The organism is Corynebacterium mustelae (genome assembly GCF_001020985.1).
Taxonomy (GTDB): domain Bacteria; phylum Actinomycetota; class Actinomycetes; order Mycobacteriales; family Mycobacteriaceae; genus Corynebacterium; species Corynebacterium mustelae.
In genome coordinates this window covers 2375766-2397191 of record NZ_CP011542.1, presented here as the reverse complement: position 1 = coordinate 2397191, position 21426 = coordinate 2375766, and the positions used below count along the sequence as shown (strand labels likewise).

The following is a 21426-nucleotide window of genomic DNA, read 5'->3' as shown; positions in this document are numbered from 1 at the left end:
GGGTGAGCGTGATGCAATGCGCTAATAGCTTTGGTGGGTGTTGGTGGAGTATCGTTCGTTTTGGTGCTCGTGCGTGAAGTTTTACGGTGAGCTAGATGAAGAAGTTTTCAACTTCCTGAATATACTCATTTGAACGGGAACAATAGAAGACATGACAAAGACATACCTAAACGTTGTCGTTGCCGGTGGTGGTACCGCAGGCCACATTGAACCAGCACTTGCGGTCGCAAGCGTGCTAAAGCAACGCGGCAGTAATGTGATTGCATTGGGAACTCAGCGAGGTTTGGAAACCCGTCTCGTTCCAGCCCGCGGTTTTGAGTTGAAACTTATTAACCCGGTTCCCGTTCCCCGTAACATCAACGGCGATCTGTTTAAGCTGCCGTTTCGTCTTATTAAGTGCATCGCTCAAACCCGTAAAATTTTAAAAGACTTTGATGCGGATATTCTCATAGGTTTCGGTGGGTATGTCGCGGCTCCTGGATATATAGCTGCGAAGATGAGCGGGATTCCTTTTATCGTTCACGAAGCCAATGCCCGGGCCGGGATGGCAAACAAGCTCGGGGTGAAACTCGGTGGCTTGGGGCTTAACGCAGTGAAGAACTCTGGTATGTCGGGACGAGTTGTGGGGATTCCGATTCGGGCGTCGATAAGTGAAGCTGCCCAAAGCACCGAAACCCGCGAACGCGCTTTAGCCAACTGGGGGTTAGATCCTAACCGCAAAACTGTGTTTGTTACAGGCGGTTCGCAAGGGGCAGCGTCGCTAAACGCGGCGGTGGACAACGCCGCCGCGGATCTGGTGGCTTCCGGTTTTCAGATTCTGCATGCGTTTGGAGCAAAGAATGAGCCGCCTACACCGCGCGAACATCACTGTGCGGTGCCGTATATCGAAGATATGGCCGCAGCTTACGCCGCGGCGGATCTGATTGTGTGCCGCTCTGGCGCAATGACGGTGGCGGAAGTCACCGCAGCGGGATTGCCAGCCGTTTATGTGCCGTTGCCACATGGAAATGGTGAACAGGGATTGAATGCGAAAGATGTAGTGGATAAAGGTGCAGCGTTGTTGATTAACGACGCTGAGATTGAGGCCAGATTCCTGCATGTCGTGTCAAATCTTTTGGGAGACGAAGCAGAATTGGCGACAATGAAACAGGCTGCGATCTCCGCCACTGAGCGCAATGCTGCCGAGGTGATAGCAGATATTGTGGAAGAAATTACCGCTACATAGCCTAGGCTGCGACCCTATTTCACGGCAGTTTGTCGACCTGGCCAATATGAACACGTCACCTTAGACCGTGACATATGTATGAAAGGAACACATCGTTTCCCATGACCAACACTTATGATCTTTCCCGTGTTCATTTAATCGGTATCGGCGGGGCAGGAATGTCGGGAGTGGCCCGAATTCTGCTGAGTCGCGGTGCAGTCGTTACCGGCTCTGACGTAAAGGAATCCCGTCCGATTTTGGCATTGCGATCAATGGGGGCGAAAATTGCAATTGGACATAAGCCCGAGAATCTACGGCTTTCGGATGAATTGCCAACCGTGGTGGTGACTTCGTTTGCAGCGATTCCGAAAGACAATCCGGAATTGGTTGCAGCAGCTGAGAACAATATTCCAGTGATTCGCCGCTCCGATCTTCTAGGCGAACTCATGGTGGGATCAACTCAAGTGCTCATCGCCGGTACTCACGGTAAAACTTCCACCACCTCAATGGCTGTGGTAGCTATGCAAGCTGCTGGAATGGATCCGAGTTTCGCTATTGGTGGTCAATTGAATAAAGCCGGCACCAATGCTCACCAGGGAAATGGCGAATGTTTTGTGGCGGAGGCTGATGAATCTGATGCGTCGCTGTTGCGATATAGCCCAGATATTGCGGTGGTTACCAACATTGAGCCAGATCACCTGGATTTCTTCAAAACCCCGGAGGCATATTTTCAGGTGTTCTCCGATTTTGCAGACCGGGTGTCCGATTCTGGTTGTCTAATTGTCTGTCTTGACGACGATCATGCAGCTGAACTGGGGCAACGAAAGAAAGACAACATTACGGTTGTAGGTTATGGCACGGCCGAGGCGGCGGCAAAGTATCCGGATCTAGCGGACACAATCGTTGAAGAAGTAAAGGTGGGGGATAATGCCACCACTGCGCGTCTGACAGTATGTGGCAAGGAAGTGGTAATTACGCTTCACATACCGGGAATGCACATGGTGCTAAACGCAGCTGCTGCGCTCACCGCAGGGGTGAAAGCCGGTGGCGAGTTACAAAAACTCGCCTCTGGGGTTTCGGAATTCACCGGTGTTCGCCGCCGTTTCGAGTTCCACGGGGCCGTGGAAACTGGCCAGTTTGCAGGGGTGGAAGTATACGACGATTATGCACACCACCCGACGGAGGTAGAAGCTGTTTTAACAGCAGCACGGGAAAAGGTTGATGCTCGGGGCTCCGGCCGAGTAGTAGTGGCCTTCCAACCTCACCTGTATTCCCGCACAATGGAGTTCGCAACTGAATTTGCTAAGGCGCTGTCGCTTGCCGATCACGTAGTAGTTCTCGATATTTTTGGCGCGCGGGAGGAACCTGTTGAGGGGATAGATTCTCGGATCATCACGCAGCATATGACGAAGCCTGCACTATTTGAACCGAATTTTTCTCGGGTACCGGCAGCTATCGCTGACATTGCCCAGCCACAGGATATGGTGATTACTATGGGGGCAGGTTCTGTTACGATGCTTGCCGACGAAATTCTGTTGCAATTACGGAACGAAAATCAGTCGGTTGACTAAGGGCAGCTATGAAAAAGTTTCTCATTACCGTTCTCGGGCTCGTCATCATTGCCTGTGCGGCGTTGACCTTATGGCTTTATCCGGTAATAACGGTGAAGAAAGTAGACGTGTCCGGGCAAGTACACACCACGTCGGAGGAACTAGAAGCTATAACTCAGCCGCTGGTGGGGGAAAACGTACTCCGGGTGGATACGAATGAGGTTGCCAACCAGCTTGTTGCATTGCCGTGGATTGCCTCGGCAACAGCGGTAAAAAAACTTCCTTCCACAGTAGAAGTGAAATTGCAGGAGCACGAAGCCATCCTTTATGCGCCGCGTGAAGATGGTGAGCACCTCATCAATGCCAATGGTGTGGCGTTCGTTATTGAAAATCATCCGGAAGGCGCGATTGCTGTGACCGGGGCATCCGAAGACGACGCAAATTTCTTGCGGTCGGTGATCGGAGTTCTTGAAGCAATAGGCCCGGACATGAAAGTCCATATCGCCGAGATTCGCATCAAAGACAGTATTGCGGTGGAATTGGCGCTTCACGACGGTCGAGTCATTTTCTGGGGAGCACCGGAGAATAATAGCGATAAAGCAGTTGCTTTCGCCGCGGCATTGTCTCGACCTGAAGCACAACTTGATATTTCGGGTGCCCCAGTCATCGCGGTTCGATAGAAATTTTTTCACTGCTGGAGAAAAAATTTCCCTAGATTTATCATTTGAATTGCGTGGCAGTTGGCGCTGGGGTAGATGGTGATACTAGGAACTATTGTGACTGAAAAAGTCAATTGTGCACTTTAGTTAATCGCGCTGCTCATGGGGTGAAAAGTGAGAACAGTGTTTAAAATAGTCGCTGGGGATACTGTCGTAGGGGGTACTAGAATCCGCTGGTAGCATATTCGATTTCCATTTAGGTAATTCTCATAATCGCACGTAAAAAGTCTAAACCTTGGGTTGAAGGTGCCGACACGCCGCCCAAAATGTCCCCACCCAGTGCCGAGTTTTCGGACAAGATGTAACTGCGAAAGCAGAATCATATTGTTGGCTTTCTCACGGGGCTGGGTGCAGATAAATGACCCCAAATTACCTCACTGGGATTTAGTTCACGATAGGATTCGATAGGCAAAACTTTGGATATACCCATACGGAAAGGCGAGTCTCATTTATGACTTCCCCAGATAACTACCTCGCCGTTATCAAGGTTGTTGGTGTCGGCGGCGGCGGCGTCAACGCCGTCAACCGCATGATTGAGGAGGGATTAAAGGGCGTTGAATTTATTGCGGTCAATACTGATTCGCAAGCCCTTATGTTCTCCGATGCAGATGTAAAGCTCGACATTGGCCGGGAGGCAACCCGTGGCCTAGGCGCCGGTGCTAACCCCGAGGTCGGACGGCAATCCGCTGAAGACCACAAGAGCGAAATTGAAGAAACCCTCAAGGGTGCAGACATGGTATTCGTTACCGCAGGTGAAGGTGGCGGAACCGGAACGGGTGCTGCTCCCGTGGTGGCGGCCATTGCTAAGAAAATGGGCGCGTTGACCGTCGGTGTCGTTACTCGACCATTCAAGTTCGAGGGTCAGAAGCGTACCCGCCAGGCAATGGCTGGAATCGATGCTCTGCGTGAGGTGTGTGACACCTTGATAGTGATCCCGAATGACCGCCTGTTGCAGCTGGATTCCTCCAATTTGACCATGATGGAGGCGTTTCGTGCCGCCGACCAGGTATTGCACAACGGTGTTCAAGGTATTACCGACCTAATCACTATCCCAGGTCTGATTAACGTTGACTTTGCCGATGTTCGTTCCGTTATGGCCGACGCTGGTTCGGCACTCATGGGTGTAGGTTCTGCACGCGGTGAAAATCGCGTTATGAGCGCAGCTCAACAGGCCATTAACTCCCCGCTTTTAGAATCGACGATGGAGGGTGCCAAGGGAGTGTTGCTCTCTGTTGCTGGCGGTTCTGATCTCGGACTGCAGGAAGTTAATGACGCTGCCACCATGGTTCAAGAAAAGGCAGACGGCGACGTTAACCTAATCTTTGGAACCATTTTTGACGATAACTTAGGTGACGAAGTCCGGGTTACTGTTATCGCTACCGGATTCGAAGGGCGCAAATCTGATACCCCGATTCAGCGGCAGCCGGAGCCAGAAGTACAAAAGCCGCATTTGGTTGAGCCAGTTACTCCAGCCCCGGTCACTGAGGGCTCATCACTGTTTGGCCAAGAGTCTCGTGAAGATGACTATGATGCCCGGCATCGTCGCTCCACGGAATTCCAGCCTTCGTACCGCGATGATCGCAGCGGTGGACTGTTTACCAATCGGGAGCACCGGGAACAACCTGCATCCAATAGTGATGAACTAGACGTACCGGATTTCCTCCGGTAATTACTGGTGTTATTTTAGGTCGCCTTATATAAACCGCGATCATATCGCAGTTAACCCCAAACGCCGAAGAATTCAATCGCTAGTTTAGGAAGTCAATGGCAAGAACCGTCGATAGTCGTCCCGTCCGTAAAGTGTTTACCAATCGGTTCGGAGGTGTGTCTGTACCCCCATATGAATCGTTCAATCTTGGTGAACATGTCGGTGACGATCCTCAGGCGGTTCGTGCCAATCGAGAGCGATTGGCTTCGGTGCTTGGCCTGCAATTCGAGCAACTGTTGTGGATGGAACAGATCCACTCCAACACAGTAACCATTGTTGATCAGGAAATGCGAGGAACAGTTGTGCCTGCTACCGATGCGATGGTTACCACCGACACCCAGCTTGCGCTGTGCGTTCTTGTGGCCGATTGTGTGCCAGTGTTGCTGTCCGATACCGAAGCTGGCGTTATTGCCGCCGTTCATGCCGGGCGGATGGGCGCTAGGAATGGGATAGTGTCCACAACCGTGGAAACAATGATGAGGCTCGGCGCACAGCCAGAAAACATACATGCGTTACTGGGGGCCGCGGCCAGCGGTAACCGTTATGAGGTGCCAGAAGCGATGGCCCGTGACGTCGAAAAGCATCTGCCTGGTTCGTTAACCCGGACATATAAGAAAACATGGGGAATTGATGTCCGTGCTGGCCTAGTACGCCAATTAATGGGGCTGGGTGTGACCGCAATTGACGCCGATCCGCGTTGCACTATTGAGGACGAATCTTTCTTTTCTTATCGCCGGGAAGGAACCACTGGGCGGCAAGCGGGCGTCATATTTCTTACTTAAAATTTCATAAGAGAAATTTGGCAAATTTTTCACGCCACACCGCGTGTCCGAACCAGTAACACACGGTAGGGCACAGTACTTTAAAAAATATCCAACCGTTACGAAGTTGATACCAGTCAGATATACGAGGGGAAGGGAACTAAACCACCATGTCAATCGTCAATAAAACAAAGCAATTCTTCGGTCTTGGCCCATATGAGATGGAGCACGAGGATCCATATTATGCAGACGCGCCGCGCTACGACGGTGCCGTAGCATACGCTCCGGAGCGAGTTGCCTACGAGCCTGCATACGACGATTACCGTGACGAGCGCGAAGTGGTGTACAACACCTCGATCGTTGCGGTCAAGATTTTCAATTACAACGATGCCGTAAAGATCGGTGAGCCATTCCGCGATGGCGATGCCGTTATTTTCGATATGAGTGGAATGCAGGCGGATGAAGCGAAGCGCATCATCGATTTCGCTGCCGGGCTGTGCTACGCATTACGGGGACAGATGCGTAAGCTGGAAGGCAAGATTTTTGCCATCACGCCAGAGCACTCAACCGTCGATCTTCACGACCTGCGTCGAGCTGCGAACATTCAATAGCGCTGGTGCGAGTGTGGTTACCATAATTCCTCTCGCACACATATGTTGCACTTCGACGCTTCCGCTTAAAACATAATCATGTTGTATTCTTCGTAACTGGAAACAAATTCGTACTCCACGTCGTTTCACCATTAGCGACTTAAGCTTAATTGGCTAAGGTGTAAGGGCGTGGATTTTTTAGGCTAGGGCAGCGGTTTTTCCAAGTTCGCAACCTGCTTTAAAGTAATGCAGTAGGCTAAAACCCCAGTTTTGTCACTACGGAAGGTTAATGAAAACAACGTGGAAGTAGTAAAGTTTGCCTTGTCTTGGGCGATCGAGATTTACATGTACATCCTCATCGGTAGGATTTTGGTGGAAATGATCGTCTCATTTTCCCGAAACTTCACAGCTCCGAGTTGGTTTACCCGATTCGCTGAAACTCTTTTCGTACTTACTGACCCACCGGTCAAGGCACTGCGTTCGATCATTCCACCGTTACGAATGAATAACGTTGCCTTGGATCTGTCCGTCTTGGTTTTGTACTTTGGTTTGTCGCTTTTGCAGCTTGTGGTCCAGCAAGTGCTGTAAGGTTCACATTGCCGGTTTGTAAGCGGCGATGGGCATAAAACAGTTGTTCGGACGTTAGTTTTTCGGCCTTTTTCTGCGGTTTTTTCTGTGGGAAGGGCCGGTTAGTTTTTTCGTCTAACGGTATTGGGACGCGCGGAAAACGCGAAAAATACTAGAACGATAATCTCTTTATACTTTCATGGTGTTTCCGACGGGCGTGTCGGAAAAAGGTTTATGGATTCTATATTTTTGGTACCCACTACTGGGGGCGGTGGGAGTGTGGGGTGGGCTACTTGGGGCGGTGAAAAGACTAAAAATCCAAAAAATTATAAGAATTTTTTGGACTATCTAAAACACCTGTTTACCGCTGTAATCGCGGGAATCTGCGCAGGTGCTTCCTGGGCGTTCGGCGTTCAGATTGATAACTGGACTTAACATTTAGACTTGAATGTGCGTTATGGTTAACAAGAACGTTATAAAAGTTATATCTTCGGTTCGACGGATCCGGATTGAAGATAGTCTATGAATCTCGAAGGGAATAGTTCCATGCCGCTGACTCCAGCCGATGTGCATAACGTCGCTTTCAGCAAGCCGCCGATTGGCAAGCGCGGCTACAACGAGGATGAGGTCGATCAGTTCTTGGACCTGGTTGAGGATACTCTCGCCGAGATTCAAGACGAGAACGATGATCTTCGTCAGCAGGTAGAAGAGCTCAAAGCTGAGCTTGAGCAGGCACGTTCCGGTGGGGCGCCGTCCCGCGGTGGTGCAAGCGTGGATGAGTCCGCAATTCGTGCGCAGATCGAGTCGCAGTTGCGCAATGAGTACAACGCGAAGTTGGCGGACGCGAAGGCTGATGCGGAGCGGGCACATGCTGAGGCGCGTGCAGCGAAGGCTGAAGCTGAAGCTGCAAAGTCTGCTTCTTCCGCTGCATCGGTTTCCGCCGCTGCAGTCTTGCCAACTGGTGACCCGGTCAGCCCAGACACCCACATGCAGGCTGCAAAGGTGCTTGGTCTTGCGCAGGAGATGGCTGATCGCATGACCAGCGAGGCGCAGGCTGAGTCTCGTTCGATGCTTGACGACGCTCGTGCTGCAGCTGAGAAGCAAATCTCCTCTGCTGAAGCTACCGCGCGCGCCACCCTGGAAGACGCCCGGTTGCGTTCGGATAAGCAGATTGCTGAGGCGAATGCACTGGCTGATCGTCTGGTTTCTGATGCGCAGGCGAAATCTGAGCAAACTATTGCGGAAGCGAACTCCCGTGCTGAAGCTCAGGTTAAGGCTGCCGAAGACAAGGCTAATGCGCTTCAGGCTGATGCTGAGCGTAAGCACACTGAAATCATGGCTACTGTTAAGCAGCAGCAGACGGCTCTGGAAACCCGGATTGCGGAATTACGTACCTTCGAGCGCGAATACCGCACCCGGCTTAAGACCCTGCTGCAAAGCCAATTGGAAGAGTTGGAATCCCGCGGCTCTGCTTTGCCGGGCAGTGACAAGTAAGTGCTGATCTAAGCTAAGCGCGAACGCAAACCTCCTAGGTGACGACCGATCTCACCCAGGAGGTTTTTGCGGTTGTAGCACAAGATTTGTTAGAAATACATAGTAAAATCTAATGGCTTCCAAGGCCATGCACATTAAATTGGGAACGGAGTGAAATATGCTGATCGCTGCGCTTGGTTTAGGGTTTTTAGGCATCGGCTTTTTGGTGCTATCCGTGGCCCTGACTGGTGGTTATTGGCAATTCGCTGCAATTATTTCGGCTGTTGCGGGCCTGATTTGTCTCACGATTGATTACGTGCGTAAGCGTAACGATCAGTCCTGATTTGAATTTCGATACTGAGGGTCGGTTATACTTGACCACACATGATAAGTCTTATCGCACTTGATGATTATGGGGTTGTGTTGGTAGCACTGAACCATAAATCAGCATTGCGGTGGAATTATCAGATAACATATCCCTCCTTATTTTTAGGCAATGATCCGGCAATCACCGGGGAGCCTTCCGGAAGAACCGGCACCTATGAAGTGCCTCAGTAGAACCGGACGGGTAAGACCGTCATCTCCTTAACCTAATGAAGTGGGGTGTAGCGTAGCTGCACCCAAGCGGGGTGGTACCGCGTGCAAGCGTCCCCGCAACCAATAAAAGAACTGGTAAAAACTTGTAGGTTTAGGAGAACAATCTCATGGCTGATGTGGGCAAAGTGTATCCCAAAGTCGACATGACGGGTGGATCGTCCAAGTTTCCGGAAATGGAGCAGCAAGTTTTAGCGTATTGGGCTGATGGCCGGACTTTTAGCGCTTCCTTAGAAAACCGTGCCGCTGATGAAGAATTCGTTTTTTATGACGGCCCGCCTTTTGCAAATGGTCTGCCGCACTATGGGCACCTGTTAACTGGTTACGTCAAAGATATCATCCCACGTTACCGCACCATGAAGGGCAATTTGGTGGGGCGCGTCTTTGGCTGGGACTGCCACGGTTTGCCTGCGGAATTAGAGGCAGAGAAGCAACTAGGCATCAAGGACAAGGGTGAGATCGAGTCCATGGGTCTAGAGAAATTCAACGAGTACTGCGCCACGTCGGTGTTGCAATACACCGAGGAGTGGAAAGAGTATGTGACTCGCCAAGCTCGGTGGGTGGATTTCGATAACGGTTATAAAACCATGGACATGGACTTTATGGAGTCCGTCATGTGGGCGTTTAAAACGCTTTACGATAAGGGACTGATCTATCAGGGCTTTAGGGTGTTGCCGTATTCCTGGGCGGAGCATACTCCGTTGTCTAATCAGGAAACGCGGTTGGATGATTCCTACAAGATGCGCCAGGACCCGACGCTTACGGTCACGTTGCCGATCACTGGTCGACTTGCTGATAGTTCGGCAAACCTGGATCTGGTGGGAGCTGCTGCACTTGCCTGGACCACCACACCGTGGACGTTGCCCTCTAACTTGGCGTTGGCGGTGAATCCTTCCGTTACCTATGCCTTGGTAGAAGTTGGCGCTGGTGGCGTGGCAGACTTTGAGGGCCAGCGGTTGTTATTGGCGGAAAATTTGGTGTCTGCTTACGCCAAGGAACTAGGGGAGTACACGGTGGTGTCTACCCACCCTGGTTCAGAGCTAGTGGGATTGACTTATGAGCCGGTCTTTGACTATTTCCGGGATCACCCCAATGCGTTCCAGATCATCGCTGCGGAGTATGTGACCACCGAGGATGGTACCGGTATCGTCCACCTTGCACCTGCTTTCGGTGAGGACGATATGTTTGCCTGTGAGGCAGCGGGCATTGATGTCGTTATCCCGGTGGACATGGACGGTAAGTTCACCTCACTGGTACCGGATTATGAAGGCCAGTTGGTATTCGATGCCAATAAGAACATCATCCGTGACCTTAAAGCTGCGCAGCGGGTGGTTCGGCATCAAACCATCGAGCACTCCTATCCGCATTCCTGGCGTTCCGGAGAGCCGCTGATCTACATGGCTTTGCCGTCATGGTTCGTAGCGGTCACGAAGTTCCGCGATCGCATGGTGGAACTAAACCATAATGAGATCGAGTGGATGCCTGCGCATATCCGGGATGGTCAGTTTGGTAAATGGTTAGAAGGTGCACGGGACTGGAATATCTCCCGCAACCGTTATTGGGGTTCACCAATCCCGGTGTGGGTTTCTGATGATGAGAACTATCCACGGGTGGACGTCTATGGTTCCCTTGATGAGCTTGAGCGGGACTTCGGGGTGCGTCCAACCTCGTTACACCGGCCATATATCGACGAGTTGGTGCGCCCTAACCCAGATGATCCAACTGGTAAGTCCATGATGCGCCGGGTTCCGGAGGTTCTGGATTGTTGGTTTGAGTCGGGTTCGATGCCGTTTGCGCAAAAGCACTACCCGTTTGAAAACAAGGAGTGGTTTGAAACTCATTCCCCTTCCGATTTCATCGTGGAGTATTCCGGCCAGACGAGGGGTTGGTTCTACACCATGCATGTGTTGGCAACGGCGCTTTTTGATCGGCCTGCATACAAGAAGGTAGTGGCACACGGCATCGTTTTGGGCGATGACGGCCTGAAGATGAGTAAGTCTAAGGGCAATTACCCGAATGTTAATGAGGTGTTCCAACGGGATGGTTCGGACGCGATGCGGTGGTTCCTCATGTCCTCGCCTATCCTGCGCGGCGGCAACCTGATTGTCACCGAGCAGGGTATCCGTGAAGGCGTGCGCCAAGCATTATTGCCGATGTGGAATGCGTATTCCTTCTTGCAGCTGTATTCGTCAAAGCCTGCAACCTGGTCGGTGGATTCCAGTGATGTGCTGGACCGGTATATCCTGGCCAAGCTGCACGATCTGGTGCGAAACACCAATGAGGCATTGGATAACACGGATATCGCTCGTGCATGTGATGAAGTCCGCTGGTTCTGTGAGGCGTTAACCAACTGGTATGTGCGTCGGTCACGGGAACGGTTCTGGGCAGGCGACGATGAGCATCCGGAAGCATTTAATACGCTTTATACGGTTTTGGAGACGCTGACCCGGGTAACTGCGCCGCTGTTGCCGATGATCTCTGAGGTGATCTGGCGTGGTTTGACTGGTGTGCGCTCCGTGCATCTGACGGACTTCCCGAAGCCGGAGGACTTCCCGGCAGATGCTGCGCTAGTGTCTGCCATGGATGAAACCTGTGGCGTGTGTTCTGCGGCATCGTCGCTGCGTAAGGCTCATAAGTTGCGGAACCGGTTGCCGTTGCCGAAACTGACTGTTGCAGTTACGGAGTCCGACCAGTTGAGTGATTTCGCAGCTATCATCCGTGATGAGGTCAACGTGAAGGAGGTTGTCCTTACCGATGATGTTGATTCCGTTGGTCGCTTCGAAGTGGTAGTTAACGCTAAGGTCGCAGGTCCACGCTTAGGTGGCGATGTGCAGCGGGTTATCAAGGCCGTCAAAGCTGGTAATTATGAGCACACTGATTCCGGTACGGTTATAGCTGATGGCATTGAGCTGAATCCGGATGAGTTTAACGAGCGGTTGGTTGCGGCTGATCCAAAGTCCACGGCTCAGATTCCAGGAGTTGGTGGTTTGGTTTTGTTGGACATGACCGTTACCGAGGAATTGGAGGCCGAAGGTTGGGCTGCAGACGTGGTTCGTGGGTTGCAGGACGCACGTAAGTCTAGCGGCTTTGAAGTCTCCGACCGGATTGCGGTTACGTTGGCTGTGCCCGCCGATAAAGTGGAGTGGGCTAACCGCCACAAGGAATTTATCGCTGGTGAGGTCCTCGCGGTGGACTTTAGCGTCGTGACAGATCAAAGCTTGCCGCATGAAGTGGTGGCTAACGTTACGGCTGCTGTGTCAAAGGTGTAAGGAGCTTTTCGACGCTTAAACCGTCGTCAGTTTCCAGATGTATGGGAACCGACGACGGTTTTTGACTTTTACAAGGCACTTTACGTCCGATGCGTTTTTCGTCGAAAAGCCTGTTAGCGCCGCCGCGAGCGGGTACAGTGACCATAGCGATACATCGACAATGGTTATAAATAATTAAGGGGAGTGAGTTCGACGATGGTTAATCCTAAGCGCCGCGAAATTCGCAAACTGACCTGGGTGGCGATTGTGTTTACTGCGTTGTGGGCGATCTATGCCACCATGCAGTTAGCCCAATTGCCGAACCCCATGGCGGTGGGGTTCAACTTAACTGGTACAACGCCGTATAACTTTGGCAGCCCCGCAGTGTTCGTGTGGTCACATGCCCTGATAGCCGTGCTGGTTTCTGTATTCCTGTGCCAAGTGTTGCGCCTTGGTGCTGCGTCGGTTAACAGTTTCCGGCTACATAGTGGGTTAGCGCTGGCAACAACCGGCTTCCTTGGAACCTATACGTTAGGCATTGTGCTGGGGCAGGTCGGTGTGGCTAAGGCTGCTGACGCTAAGTTTTCGCCGCTGTGGATTGTTCCAGCATTGATTATTGCGCTGGTTTTCTTTCTGCTTGGTCGGGTAATCGTAAACACACGGGCTGTGGCGCCAGCTATGTTAGGGCGATCGGGGGAATCTGCGGCAATCTCCCCGGAACAAACCTGGGCGGGTAATGTTCGGATCGGCCGGAAGCTGAAAGTCGTATTGATTGCGGTCGGTTGTGTGGTTGTTCTCCTTGGGTTTATGTTCCACTCTGTCTCAGCCATGGCCATGGGGATAGTGTTACCGCTGATAGTCTTGCAGCTTGTCCAGATTTCGGTCGCCATTAATGCTGATGGAATACATGTGGGATTGCTGCTTCATATAATCTCTATGACGGTGCCGTGGGATAAAATAACAGGAGCCGAATCGTTAATGGTAACGGCGAAGGAATACGGTGGTTGGGGCGTTCGATTGAGTGAAGAGCAGACCGCGCTGGTTCTCAGTGACGGCCCAGGGGTAAAGGTTTTGGCCAGGGTGGGGGAGACCGGGTCCGTTATTGTCGGTATCGACGATGCTGAAATAGCTAGCCAGGTGATTAATTATCACATCAAGCGGCAGCCGCGACTGTCGTAAATGAAGTTTAAGTTTCGAAGTGGCCGAAACTTAGCTTTTCGACGCTTAAACCGTCATCAGTTTCCAGATGTATGGGAACCGACGACGGTTTTTCGGTGTTAAAGCAATTAAAGCTACTTGTGCTAGTAGTGCTAGTTCATGTAGTCTAAAGGCATGTTGCTCGTCATTGACCCAGCCAATACGAAGCCGATTTACCAACAAATCATCGACCAGGTTGTAATCCGTATCGCGGAAGGTTCACTTAAAACTGGTGACCACCTGCCTGTTGCCAAAGACCTGGCTGCAGCATTGGGGATCAATCGCAACACTGTCTTGCAGGCATACCGACACTTGCGAGACAGTGGCGTAATAGAACTGCGCCGCAGCCGGGGTGCGATCGTTTTGGCGCCGCAAACGCCTAACGCTACGGTGCCGGCAAGCGTCGAAAAGCTTATCGACGCCCTAACTACAGCGTGTAATGACCACGCAATTTCAGCAGAAACGGTAATCAACGAACTACGAAAGCGGGGACTTACATGAGCAAACCTCAACACCGCGAAATACTAAAAATAGTGGCCGCGAACGTCGGACTAACCGCAATCTGGGCAGCAGTCGCTGTAGCACAATTACCGCGACTGCCGGAAAAGATAGCGGTTCACTTTAGCGGCACAACCCCAGATAACTTCGGTGACCCAGTTACATATATCGCCGGAATAACAGGGATGGCAGTGCTTTTAAGTGCATTCATGTGCTTTAGTTTCTATGCGGTCCCACCCGCGCCACGCAACTTCCATATCCATGGTGGATTAACACTGGCAATAACCAGCTTCTTAGGTTTTGTGACGCTTTACTCCCTGTGGATTCAACGGGACCTAACTGACCCGGCACAAGCCCAATTCGCCCCCGCGTGGTTGCTGCTTGGGGTAATAATCGCAGCGGGATTCTTCCTGCTGGGGCGCGCACTCATAAATCCGGCTGCGTATAGTGGGGCAGCATCGAAAACTTCCGCCACAACCAGTATCCCCAGTCTTTCGGTTCCGCCGACTGCACAAGTAATATGGATCGGCTCCGGACAGACACACTGGGCTGTTGGGATGCTCATGATTGTAACCTCCATTGGTGCGATGGTTCTCAGCTATTTTGTTGATTCCATACTCACGATGGTGATCGGGGTGATCACACTGGTGATTGCGCTGCTGATTTTGCGAGTGGCCGTCACTATCACCGACAAGGGGATTCGATGGGCTCTCGGTGGAATAATTGCCAAAACCATTCCATGGCCTGAGATCACCGGGGTGGAATTGGTGACCGTTTCGCCCGGTGACTACGGTGGCTGGGGTTATCGCTTCAACGGCGAATCCACCGCCATCCTGCTACGCGGTGGCCCGGGCATAAAGATTTCCCGCCGCAGCACCCGGCCGCTGGTTATCACTGTCGATGATGCCGAAGCTGCAGTACAGGCCGCCAACTTTTACCTCACCAACAACTCGCACGCGTCATGACAATCTCCCGATTTCTCCTCACAAACGACACTCGCGACCACTATGGGCACACCCTTTATCGCCTGCGCTACAGCACCGACTGCTGGCCGGACATTCCCGGCAGTCGCGCCGGGTGGGTGGAATCCGCTGCAAACATACGCGGCAATGCGGATATCGGCGTCGATGCGATCGTCTGGGGCAACGCCGTCATCTCCGGTGCCGCGTGTGTCTCTGATTATGCGGAAATCTGCGGAAACGCACAGGTGAGCGGGCTTGCCACCGTAGGCGACCGGGTGCATATCTGTGGAACGGCTCGCGTCTATGGCGATGTCCATCTATGCGGCCGTGCCATCATTGCCGGTGACGCCGACGTGTGTAGCGACTCCCACTGGATTTCCATCGATCCACTCGATGCCAGCGGCACCCACCTGACGATGTTTCGCACCAGGTCCGGGCACAAAGTCGTGATTGCGCCGGGTGCGGCGATCCCACTGCCCAGGCCGCTGCATTACCCACCGAAACCAGCGACCTACCAAGCACCAACGGTTATCACAATCGACGAATTAGACGAACGCTTTTCGACGCTCACGCCATGGTTAACCACCGTGGCTCAGAAATGGGAGCAGTCACAATGACGACATTAATCAGACATTGGGAATTTAGCGGCGACGAGCTGGAATTCGATGCGCGCATCCTCAAACGGATTAGGGCAACCCGGGACCTGTCGCCAGTCGTTCGGGCAGGTGACATCGGCGGCTGGATTGAGCATCCAGGCAATCTTGCCGATTGCGCCTGGGTGGACAAGGATGCGAAAGTCTACGGCGAAGCTCTGGTCTTTGGGGTAGCGATCATCACGGACCAGGCAATTGTTCGCGACCAGGCAACAGTATCGGAACGTGCAACGGTATCCGAACAGGCATGCATCAGCGGGACAGCATCTGTTGGTGGCGAAGCGCTCATTTTCGGTACAGCTTCCGTATCCGCTAACGCCCGGATAGCCGATGCCGTCACAGTGGAAGGAAGTGCCACCATCACCGGAAATGCAGAATTAAAAGACAGCGCGATAATCTCCGGCTCACCCCACATTTCCGGCGAGGTGAGGATAACTGGTGCCCCGGAAATTTTCGGCTCCGCAAAAATCACGGGAAAAGCTTCTATAGCCGACCAGGTTCAGATTTCCGGCTCTGCCCACATCCACGGCAAGGCAGCTGTTGGTGGTGCAGGAATAATCACGGGCACCGCCGGCATCGCTGCCACCGACCACTACGTCACCATCACCGGACTTGGCGCAGACAACGCAATTCTCACCCTGAGTCGAACCGCAACCGGGCACCTGATTGTCATCGACGACACACCCGGTACCACCATCACACAGCCGTGGCTCGGAACCATTGACGAGTTGACCGGTTTCAACGAGATCATTCCATTTCTGCAGCAGCGGGTGCAGGGATGGGCTTTAGCTCCGTAGAAATCGAATTATTAACCCAGATTTTTGATAAAAAATATAAAAATTTGCCATTTAGATGTTATGGTGGGGCTATGGACCTACTACGGTTTTCTGTTTCAAATTTTCGTAGCATCAGTGAAGAGCAGACTATTCATTTCACTTCCACAAAGAAAGAAACGCCATTGCCGGTGGTTGCGCTGTTTGGCGCCAATGCATCGGGTAAAAGTAACGTAATCGATGCATTAGGCTTTGCGCTTTCTGCGATCAAGCTATCCGCAACGGAATGGCAATCTTCCAAAAGTGGTCGGCCAAAGCCGCATTACCCATTCAAATTGTCTGAAAAATGGCGAAACCAACCTAGTAGTTTTGAATTTGAATTCATCCACAATGAAACCCGCTATATCTATGGTTTTTCGTATTCTTTCGACGGGATTCACGGTGAATGGTTGTCCCGCAAGGCAGCGCGATGGACATTGTGCCTGGATCGGGAGCGATCAGGTGGCGACACATATTTCAACCGATCCGTTTTTCCTGCTGAGGACTCCAAGTTCCTGGCAAAGTTTAATGACTCTGAACTATTTATTTCCGCAGCAACGAAGCACAATATCGGGACTTTGGGTGAGATCGGTTCAGTCTTGCTGGACTCCATTGTTCTATTACCACTTGGTGAGATGTATCGGGATCGACGGATTTCACAATTCATTCAATTGGTACGAAACAATAAATTCCGCATTCACGACCTCGCGCTCATGCTACAGGCCGCTGACACTGGGATTGTAGATGTCCGTATTGAAGAGGAGGAACTTCCTGAAAAGGCTTTCGAGCATTTGAAGTCATTAATCGAATTCATCGAGACCTTGAACAGCGAAGATACGGAAGTCAAACGTCCTAACCTGGAAACCCTTGAAGACGAAATGATTGAGCGGATCGCTTACGTTCTTCGCTTTGCACATTGGGGAGAAAACGGCGAAATATTCACATTGGAAATGGAGGAAGAATCAACCGGGACATTGTTGTGGCTATCGCTAGCTCCTGTCTTGCTGGACGTTTTACGCAACGGCAAAATTTTGGTGGTTGATGAACTTGATAGTAGCTTACACAGCGCGATTGTATCGATGGTGGTGGAATGCTTCAGCGATCCATCAATCAATACCGCAGGTGCACAACTCTTTTTCAGTTCGCACAACACCAATATTTTGGAACAACGTCGCGATCTTGGACTAATAGAGGATTCGTATTGGTTTGTATCGAAAAACTATAGCGGTGCCAGCGAATATCGCTGTTTAAGCCGGTATCCAAACCAACCGAAGGCAAACTATGAAAAGCGCTATCTCGATGGAAATTATGGTGCGATTCCTTATCCCTCTCCGTCTACGATTCGTGGACTAGTTTCGGGGGAGAAACAGGCAATCTAACCTATGGCGAAAAAACAACCTAGAAACGCTGGTCCACGCCTTGGTCGCAGGGCAGGGCGTGGCCCCAATATGCCAGAGCATAAGCATGTTCTGGTTGTTACTGAAGGTACCTGCACTGAACCGCAATACTTTGAAAACTTAGGGCGAGTACTTAATGACAAAAAGATAGCAATTCGCTGTATCCCTAAAGGAGCAAAGGGCAATTGGAATCCAGATCCACTAAGTGTCGTCGAAAAAGCAATCGAAGAAAGAGACGCGCGTGATGGTGAAGGAAGGAGTAAATTTGTTGAGTGTTTCGCCATAGTTGATGTTGATGAGTGGGGAGACAAACTCGAAAAAGCCATGCGGCTAGCCCAGGAAGAAGGAATAACGGTTATCGTCTCTAATCCTTGCTTTGAGGTTTGGCTTGCTATGCACTCGTCTAAGAAATGCCCGTCAACTAAAAGAGAAATTAGGGAGCTTGTCGAGAAAGAAGGGTTGCTTATGAAGGAAGGGAAAAGTTTACCTCCTGATTTTCCGAAACAGGATTATGAAGTAGCCTGCGAAAACGCAAAGACACAATGTAAAACGACGGCAGCCAACAAGATCGGGCCAGTTCCGTCTACCGCAATGCCGGTTTTCTTCGATTTGGTGAAACGTCACTTTAGTGAGGATTAGCGGTTTTCCCTATGTTTGCCACGGCCTTCCGCTTAGGATGGCGAAACTGGCGAATCCAGCGACCAGCCACAGGGTTGGAACTAAACCGATGATGCTGGCGAGGGCGCCGCCGATGATGCCGCCTAGTGGTGCGATTCCTACGCCAATGAATTGAAAGGCGCCGTTGATGCGTCCGATTAGGCTTGGATCATAAGACTTTTGCCGGTGGCTGATAATACTCACGCCGAAAAACGGTGAGAACAATGCGCCAATTGCCCAGACCAATGCCACGATGGAAATAGTGGAGCTAAGTGCTGGGGCGAATAATGTTAAAGCGATTCCGGTGCCACCAAATACAACCGCTTTTCGGAAACCTATCTGCGCCGCGTACCGGGCAGCCAGGACACCACCCATGGCGCTAGCAGCGCCGATGGCAGAAAATAGAAAACCAACTCCGGCCGGATCAAGTGCCAAGTGTTGAACTATATAGACGGTAGCGACTGTCATTGATGCAGCAGATGCAATATTTAGCGCAGCAATGACCCAAGCGGTGCGACCTAACCACGAGTCATTTCTAATCTCGGTTAATCCAGCTTGCGCATCTCGAATGACTGAGCCACTAGTGTGGGCAGACTGCGGTTGTCCTAACGCGTTGTGCGTGCTGATGCCTGCGACCAATGGAATGAGGAGTGCCGACACAACTGCAGCGCCAACGATAACAGGGATGACCGAAGTTGATGCCAAAACTCCAGCAACTGCTGGTGCAATAAGCATGCCGCTGATGGTTTGGAGAGTAGCGACTGCGCCGTAGACCGTTTCCGGCCGGGCAGGAGAGTTGAGGCGGAAGGCGTGACTTTGTGCGGAAATATCCGTCGACATGTCGCTCAATCCGATGATGAATGCCACTACAACCCAGCTAAGTGCCACTGGTAGGGAAACACCGACCGCCCAGGCAAGAACCGCGGCCAACAGTAACGCTGCCGCGCGAAAATAGGTGGTTAACAACAAAAATCGTGCGCTTCCAATGGTGTCAACATAAACACCAATCACGGCGCTTAAAAGCCACGGAAGAAACGAAAAGAAGGATAGGATCCCCACGGTCAACGCAGAAGATCCGCTGGCGGCGGCAGCCAGCGGCAGGTAGGCACCGATAATTCCATCGACAAGGTTGGCACTGAAAATGAAAGTATAAAACCGATTGATAATGCTCATAGCGAAAACGTCCACAAAAAGAATTAGTGAATAATAGCTGTCTGTAGTGCGGTTTCGGGAAAAGGGAATGCTGATTTCCTCATGAAAACCGCAGGCAATTGTGGGCGAACCGCTAATGGGAACTGTGAATCTGGCAGGGGGAATACATGAACATGATCGCCTGATGGATATTTCCAGTGGGTGTTTGAATCGGCATGGTGCTGTCGGAAACCCAGAAACAGTGGGTGAAATCCTGGTCGAAGATATACGCCCATTCCATGATGGTGGAAAGAGCCGCGCTGTTGGGATTATCGAGGTCGCTGAGGGCGTCGAAAAGCATAGAGCTAGAGGCGCGCAGCACCGTGTTTTCAACGCCTGCGACCGGGTGGTGCGGAAGAACGTAGAGCTCTTCGCTCGGAAACAATGCGGTGAGCTGCGCGGGCGTTACCCGTGTCGCATCAGTTGTGGCAAACGGACGCTTGAAGGAAAACTGTTTGGTTGGGTAGAGGTGCGGATCAATCCACACTTTAGAGCTGCGGATATTCCCGGGAAAGAACCGATAGATAAGTTCCCGGCAGAGCCGAATGGAGGTCTGCGGATCGGTGACCGCGACCCCAGGGCAATACTCCGATGCAGCCATGGTAGGAACCTATCGTGTTTGGTGCTAGTGCTTGTCGACGATTAAAGCTGTGGCAGATTATCCAATTTCAGGTATTCACCAACGATCCGGGCTTGTTCCTTAGTGCCGACCTCATTGAGGTGAAGGATAAGGTGCGGATCGCGCTCCGGGGCATCGAGCAGATTTTTTACCCACCGTTGGTCATCCGGTACACAGGATCCGTGCCCTTGGGAAGGGGTGAACACGTCGACGTATTCGGTGCCAAGATCTGGGGCAGACATGCGCATGGCATCATTTAACGCTTTGATGTAGGTACGTTGGGTTGGGTCGTGCACCACTATCTTTAGCGGGAAGCCGTAGCGGGTGGTGTCGATATAACACAAACGGTTGTCCGCACCGACAAACTCGGGATAGCCGACGAGCAAAATCCGGGCGTTTGGAGCCTGGGCGCGAATCCGGGCGATCGACGGGCCGATCCTTCGGCTGTATTCCGCAGGGGTGATCATCTTTGAGGAACCCAAATGACCATAGTCGCGGATAGCGTACCACGCTTCATTCCCACCGATGGTTATGGTTACCAGCTGCGTTTGTGGTCCTAATGCGTGTACGTTTTCCGCCCGATCCACCAATTGGCTCAGCCGTGCGGTAACCGGCGCAGCCTTGAAGTAATCCTGTTCGATCACAGCACCCGAGCAGGTGGCGTTGAAAAAGGACGAGAAGTTCTTAGATAGATGCATGGGGTAGGAATTATCACCCCAGCGGCACGGATCGCCGTCTTGGCGTGCCTCGTATTGTTCCTCGGTGTTGGGGTTAGCCGCGTAGGAATCGCCGAAAGCCACGTATTGTGCACCACCGTGCGGCACCGCCTGATACTTACCCGGATTACTTTTTGGCTCCGCAAGGTTTAGATCCGGTAGCGGTTCTTCCTTGATTTCAGGTGGGAAGGGTTGCGCCAGTACCGCGTGCGGGGTAAGCAAAAGAGCACAGGTAGTAGCTAGTGCTGCCGCAATAGCGGCCGACCGAGTGCAGGTTAAGGCTTTTTTCATGATGTGCTTAACTATGTAG

Annotated in this window: 21 protein-coding genes; 18 read left to right on the top strand and 3 right to left on the bottom strand. The window is 51.9% G+C overall.

Annotation, left to right across the window (positions count from 1 at the left end; translation table 11 throughout):
• Window positions 1-151: 151 nt before the first annotated feature.
• From murG to CMUST_RS10530, 18 genes are all read left to right on the top strand, one after another.
• On the top strand, window positions 152-1225 hold the full coding sequence (murG, locus tag CMUST_RS10610) for an undecaprenyldiphospho-muramoylpentapeptide beta-N-acetylglucosaminyltransferase (protein ID WP_047262501.1): 1074 nt from the start codon (window positions 152-154) through the stop codon (window positions 1223-1225).
• A 101-nt stretch (window positions 1226-1326) separates the two neighbouring features.
• Window positions 1327-2775 (top strand): UDP-N-acetylmuramate--L-alanine ligase, encoded by a 1449-nt coding sequence (gene murC, locus CMUST_RS10605; RefSeq protein WP_047262500.1) that lies wholly within the window; start codon window positions 1327-1329, stop codon window positions 2773-2775.
• Window positions 2776-2783: 8 nt separating this feature from the next.
• The gene (locus CMUST_RS10600) at window positions 2784-3434 is read left to right on the top strand and encodes a cell division protein FtsQ/DivIB (protein WP_047262499.1); all 651 of its coding nucleotides are present in this window, start codon (window positions 2784-2786) and stop codon (window positions 3432-3434) included.
• 490 nt (window positions 3435-3924) lie between these two features.
• A complete protein-coding gene (ftsZ, locus tag CMUST_RS10595; RefSeq protein WP_047262498.1) occupies window positions 3925-5142 on the top strand; it encodes a cell division protein FtsZ in 1218 nt (405 codons plus the stop codon).
• 95 nt (window positions 5143-5237) lie between these two features.
• Entirely contained in the window at window positions 5238-5963 is a 726-nt protein-coding gene (gene pgeF, locus CMUST_RS10590) for a peptidoglycan editing factor PgeF (RefSeq protein ID WP_047262497.1), read from the top strand.
• 149 nt (window positions 5964-6112) lie between these two features.
• On the top strand, window positions 6113-6553 hold the full coding sequence (locus tag CMUST_RS10585; RefSeq protein ID WP_047262496.1) for a cell division protein SepF: 441 nt from the start codon (window positions 6113-6115) through the stop codon (window positions 6551-6553).
• Between the two features lie 279 nt (window positions 6554-6832).
• On the top strand, window positions 6833-7120 hold the full coding sequence (locus CMUST_RS10580; protein ID WP_083987529.1) for a YggT family protein: 288 nt from the start codon (window positions 6833-6835) through the stop codon (window positions 7118-7120).
• A 525-nt stretch (window positions 7121-7645) separates the two neighbouring features.
• Window positions 7646-8593 (top strand): DivIVA domain-containing protein, encoded by a 948-nt coding sequence (locus CMUST_RS10570; protein WP_047262494.1) that lies wholly within the window; start codon window positions 7646-7648, stop codon window positions 8591-8593.
• 157 nt (window positions 8594-8750) lie between these two features.
• Window positions 8751-8915, top strand: a complete 165-nt coding sequence (locus CMUST_RS16825) for a hypothetical protein (protein WP_158408227.1) — start codon at window positions 8751-8753, stop codon at window positions 8913-8915.
• A gap of 41 nt (window positions 8916-8956) precedes the next feature.
• Window positions 8957-9130, top strand: coding sequence for a hypothetical protein (locus CMUST_RS16820; protein ID WP_158408226.1), 174 nt, complete (start codon window positions 8957-8959; stop codon window positions 9128-9130).
• A gap of 146 nt (window positions 9131-9276) precedes the next feature.
• Window positions 9277-12435, top strand: a complete 3159-nt coding sequence (gene ileS, locus CMUST_RS10565; protein WP_047262493.1) for an isoleucine--tRNA ligase — start codon at window positions 9277-9279, stop codon at window positions 12433-12435.
• A gap of 183 nt (window positions 12436-12618) precedes the next feature.
• On the top strand, window positions 12619-13593 hold the full coding sequence (locus CMUST_RS10560) for a hypothetical protein (RefSeq protein ID WP_236690102.1): 975 nt from the start codon (window positions 12619-12621) through the stop codon (window positions 13591-13593).
• 153 nt (window positions 13594-13746) lie between these two features.
• The gene (locus CMUST_RS10555) at window positions 13747-14112 is read left to right on the top strand and encodes a GntR family transcriptional regulator (RefSeq protein WP_047262491.1); all 366 of its coding nucleotides are present in this window, start codon (window positions 13747-13749) and stop codon (window positions 14110-14112) included.
• The gene (locus CMUST_RS10550; protein ID WP_047262490.1) at window positions 14109-15074 is read left to right on the top strand and encodes a hypothetical protein; all 966 of its coding nucleotides are present in this window, start codon (window positions 14109-14111) and stop codon (window positions 15072-15074) included. Before CMUST_RS10555 ends, CMUST_RS10550 begins: the two co-directional genes overlap by 4 nt.
• Entirely contained in the window at window positions 15071-15688 is a 618-nt protein-coding gene (locus CMUST_RS16045) for an LbetaH domain-containing protein (protein ID WP_052844676.1), read from the top strand. The genes CMUST_RS10550 and CMUST_RS16045 overlap by 4 nt, the downstream gene beginning before the upstream one ends.
• Complete coding sequence (locus CMUST_RS10540; RefSeq protein ID WP_052844674.1) at window positions 15685-16521, top strand: polymer-forming cytoskeletal protein; 837 nt, start codon at window positions 15685-15687, stop codon at window positions 16519-16521. Before CMUST_RS16045 ends, CMUST_RS10540 begins: the two co-directional genes overlap by 4 nt.
• A complete protein-coding gene (locus tag CMUST_RS10535; RefSeq protein WP_047262489.1) occupies window positions 16503-17915 on the top strand; it encodes an AAA family ATPase in 1413 nt (470 codons plus the stop codon). The genes CMUST_RS10540 and CMUST_RS10535 overlap by 19 nt, the downstream gene beginning before the upstream one ends.
• A gap of 69 nt (window positions 17916-17984) precedes the next feature.
• Window positions 17985-18572, top strand: coding sequence for an RloB family protein (locus CMUST_RS10530; RefSeq protein WP_158408225.1), 588 nt, complete (start codon window positions 17985-17987; stop codon window positions 18570-18572).
• 9 nt (window positions 18573-18581) lie between these two features.
• Here the strand turns inward: CMUST_RS10530 and CMUST_RS10525 are convergent, their stop codons facing one another.
• The 3 genes from CMUST_RS10525 to CMUST_RS10515 form a co-directional block, all read right to left on the bottom strand.
• On the bottom strand, window positions 18582-19763 hold the full coding sequence (locus CMUST_RS10525) for an MFS transporter (RefSeq protein ID WP_047262487.1): 1182 nt from the start codon (window positions 19761-19763) through the stop codon (window positions 18582-18584).
• Window positions 19764-19875: 112 nt separating this feature from the next.
• Window positions 19876-20382 carry a hypothetical protein gene (locus tag CMUST_RS10520; protein ID WP_047262486.1) on the bottom strand — a complete coding sequence of 169 codons (507 nt, stop codon included), beginning with the start codon at window positions 20380-20382 and terminating at the stop codon, window positions 19876-19878.
• Between the two features lie 41 nt (window positions 20383-20423).
• On the bottom strand, window positions 20424-21407 hold the full coding sequence (locus CMUST_RS10515; RefSeq protein ID WP_047262485.1) for an SGNH/GDSL hydrolase family protein: 984 nt from the start codon (window positions 21405-21407) through the stop codon (window positions 20424-20426).
• Between the last annotated feature and the right edge of the window lie 19 nt (window positions 21408-21426).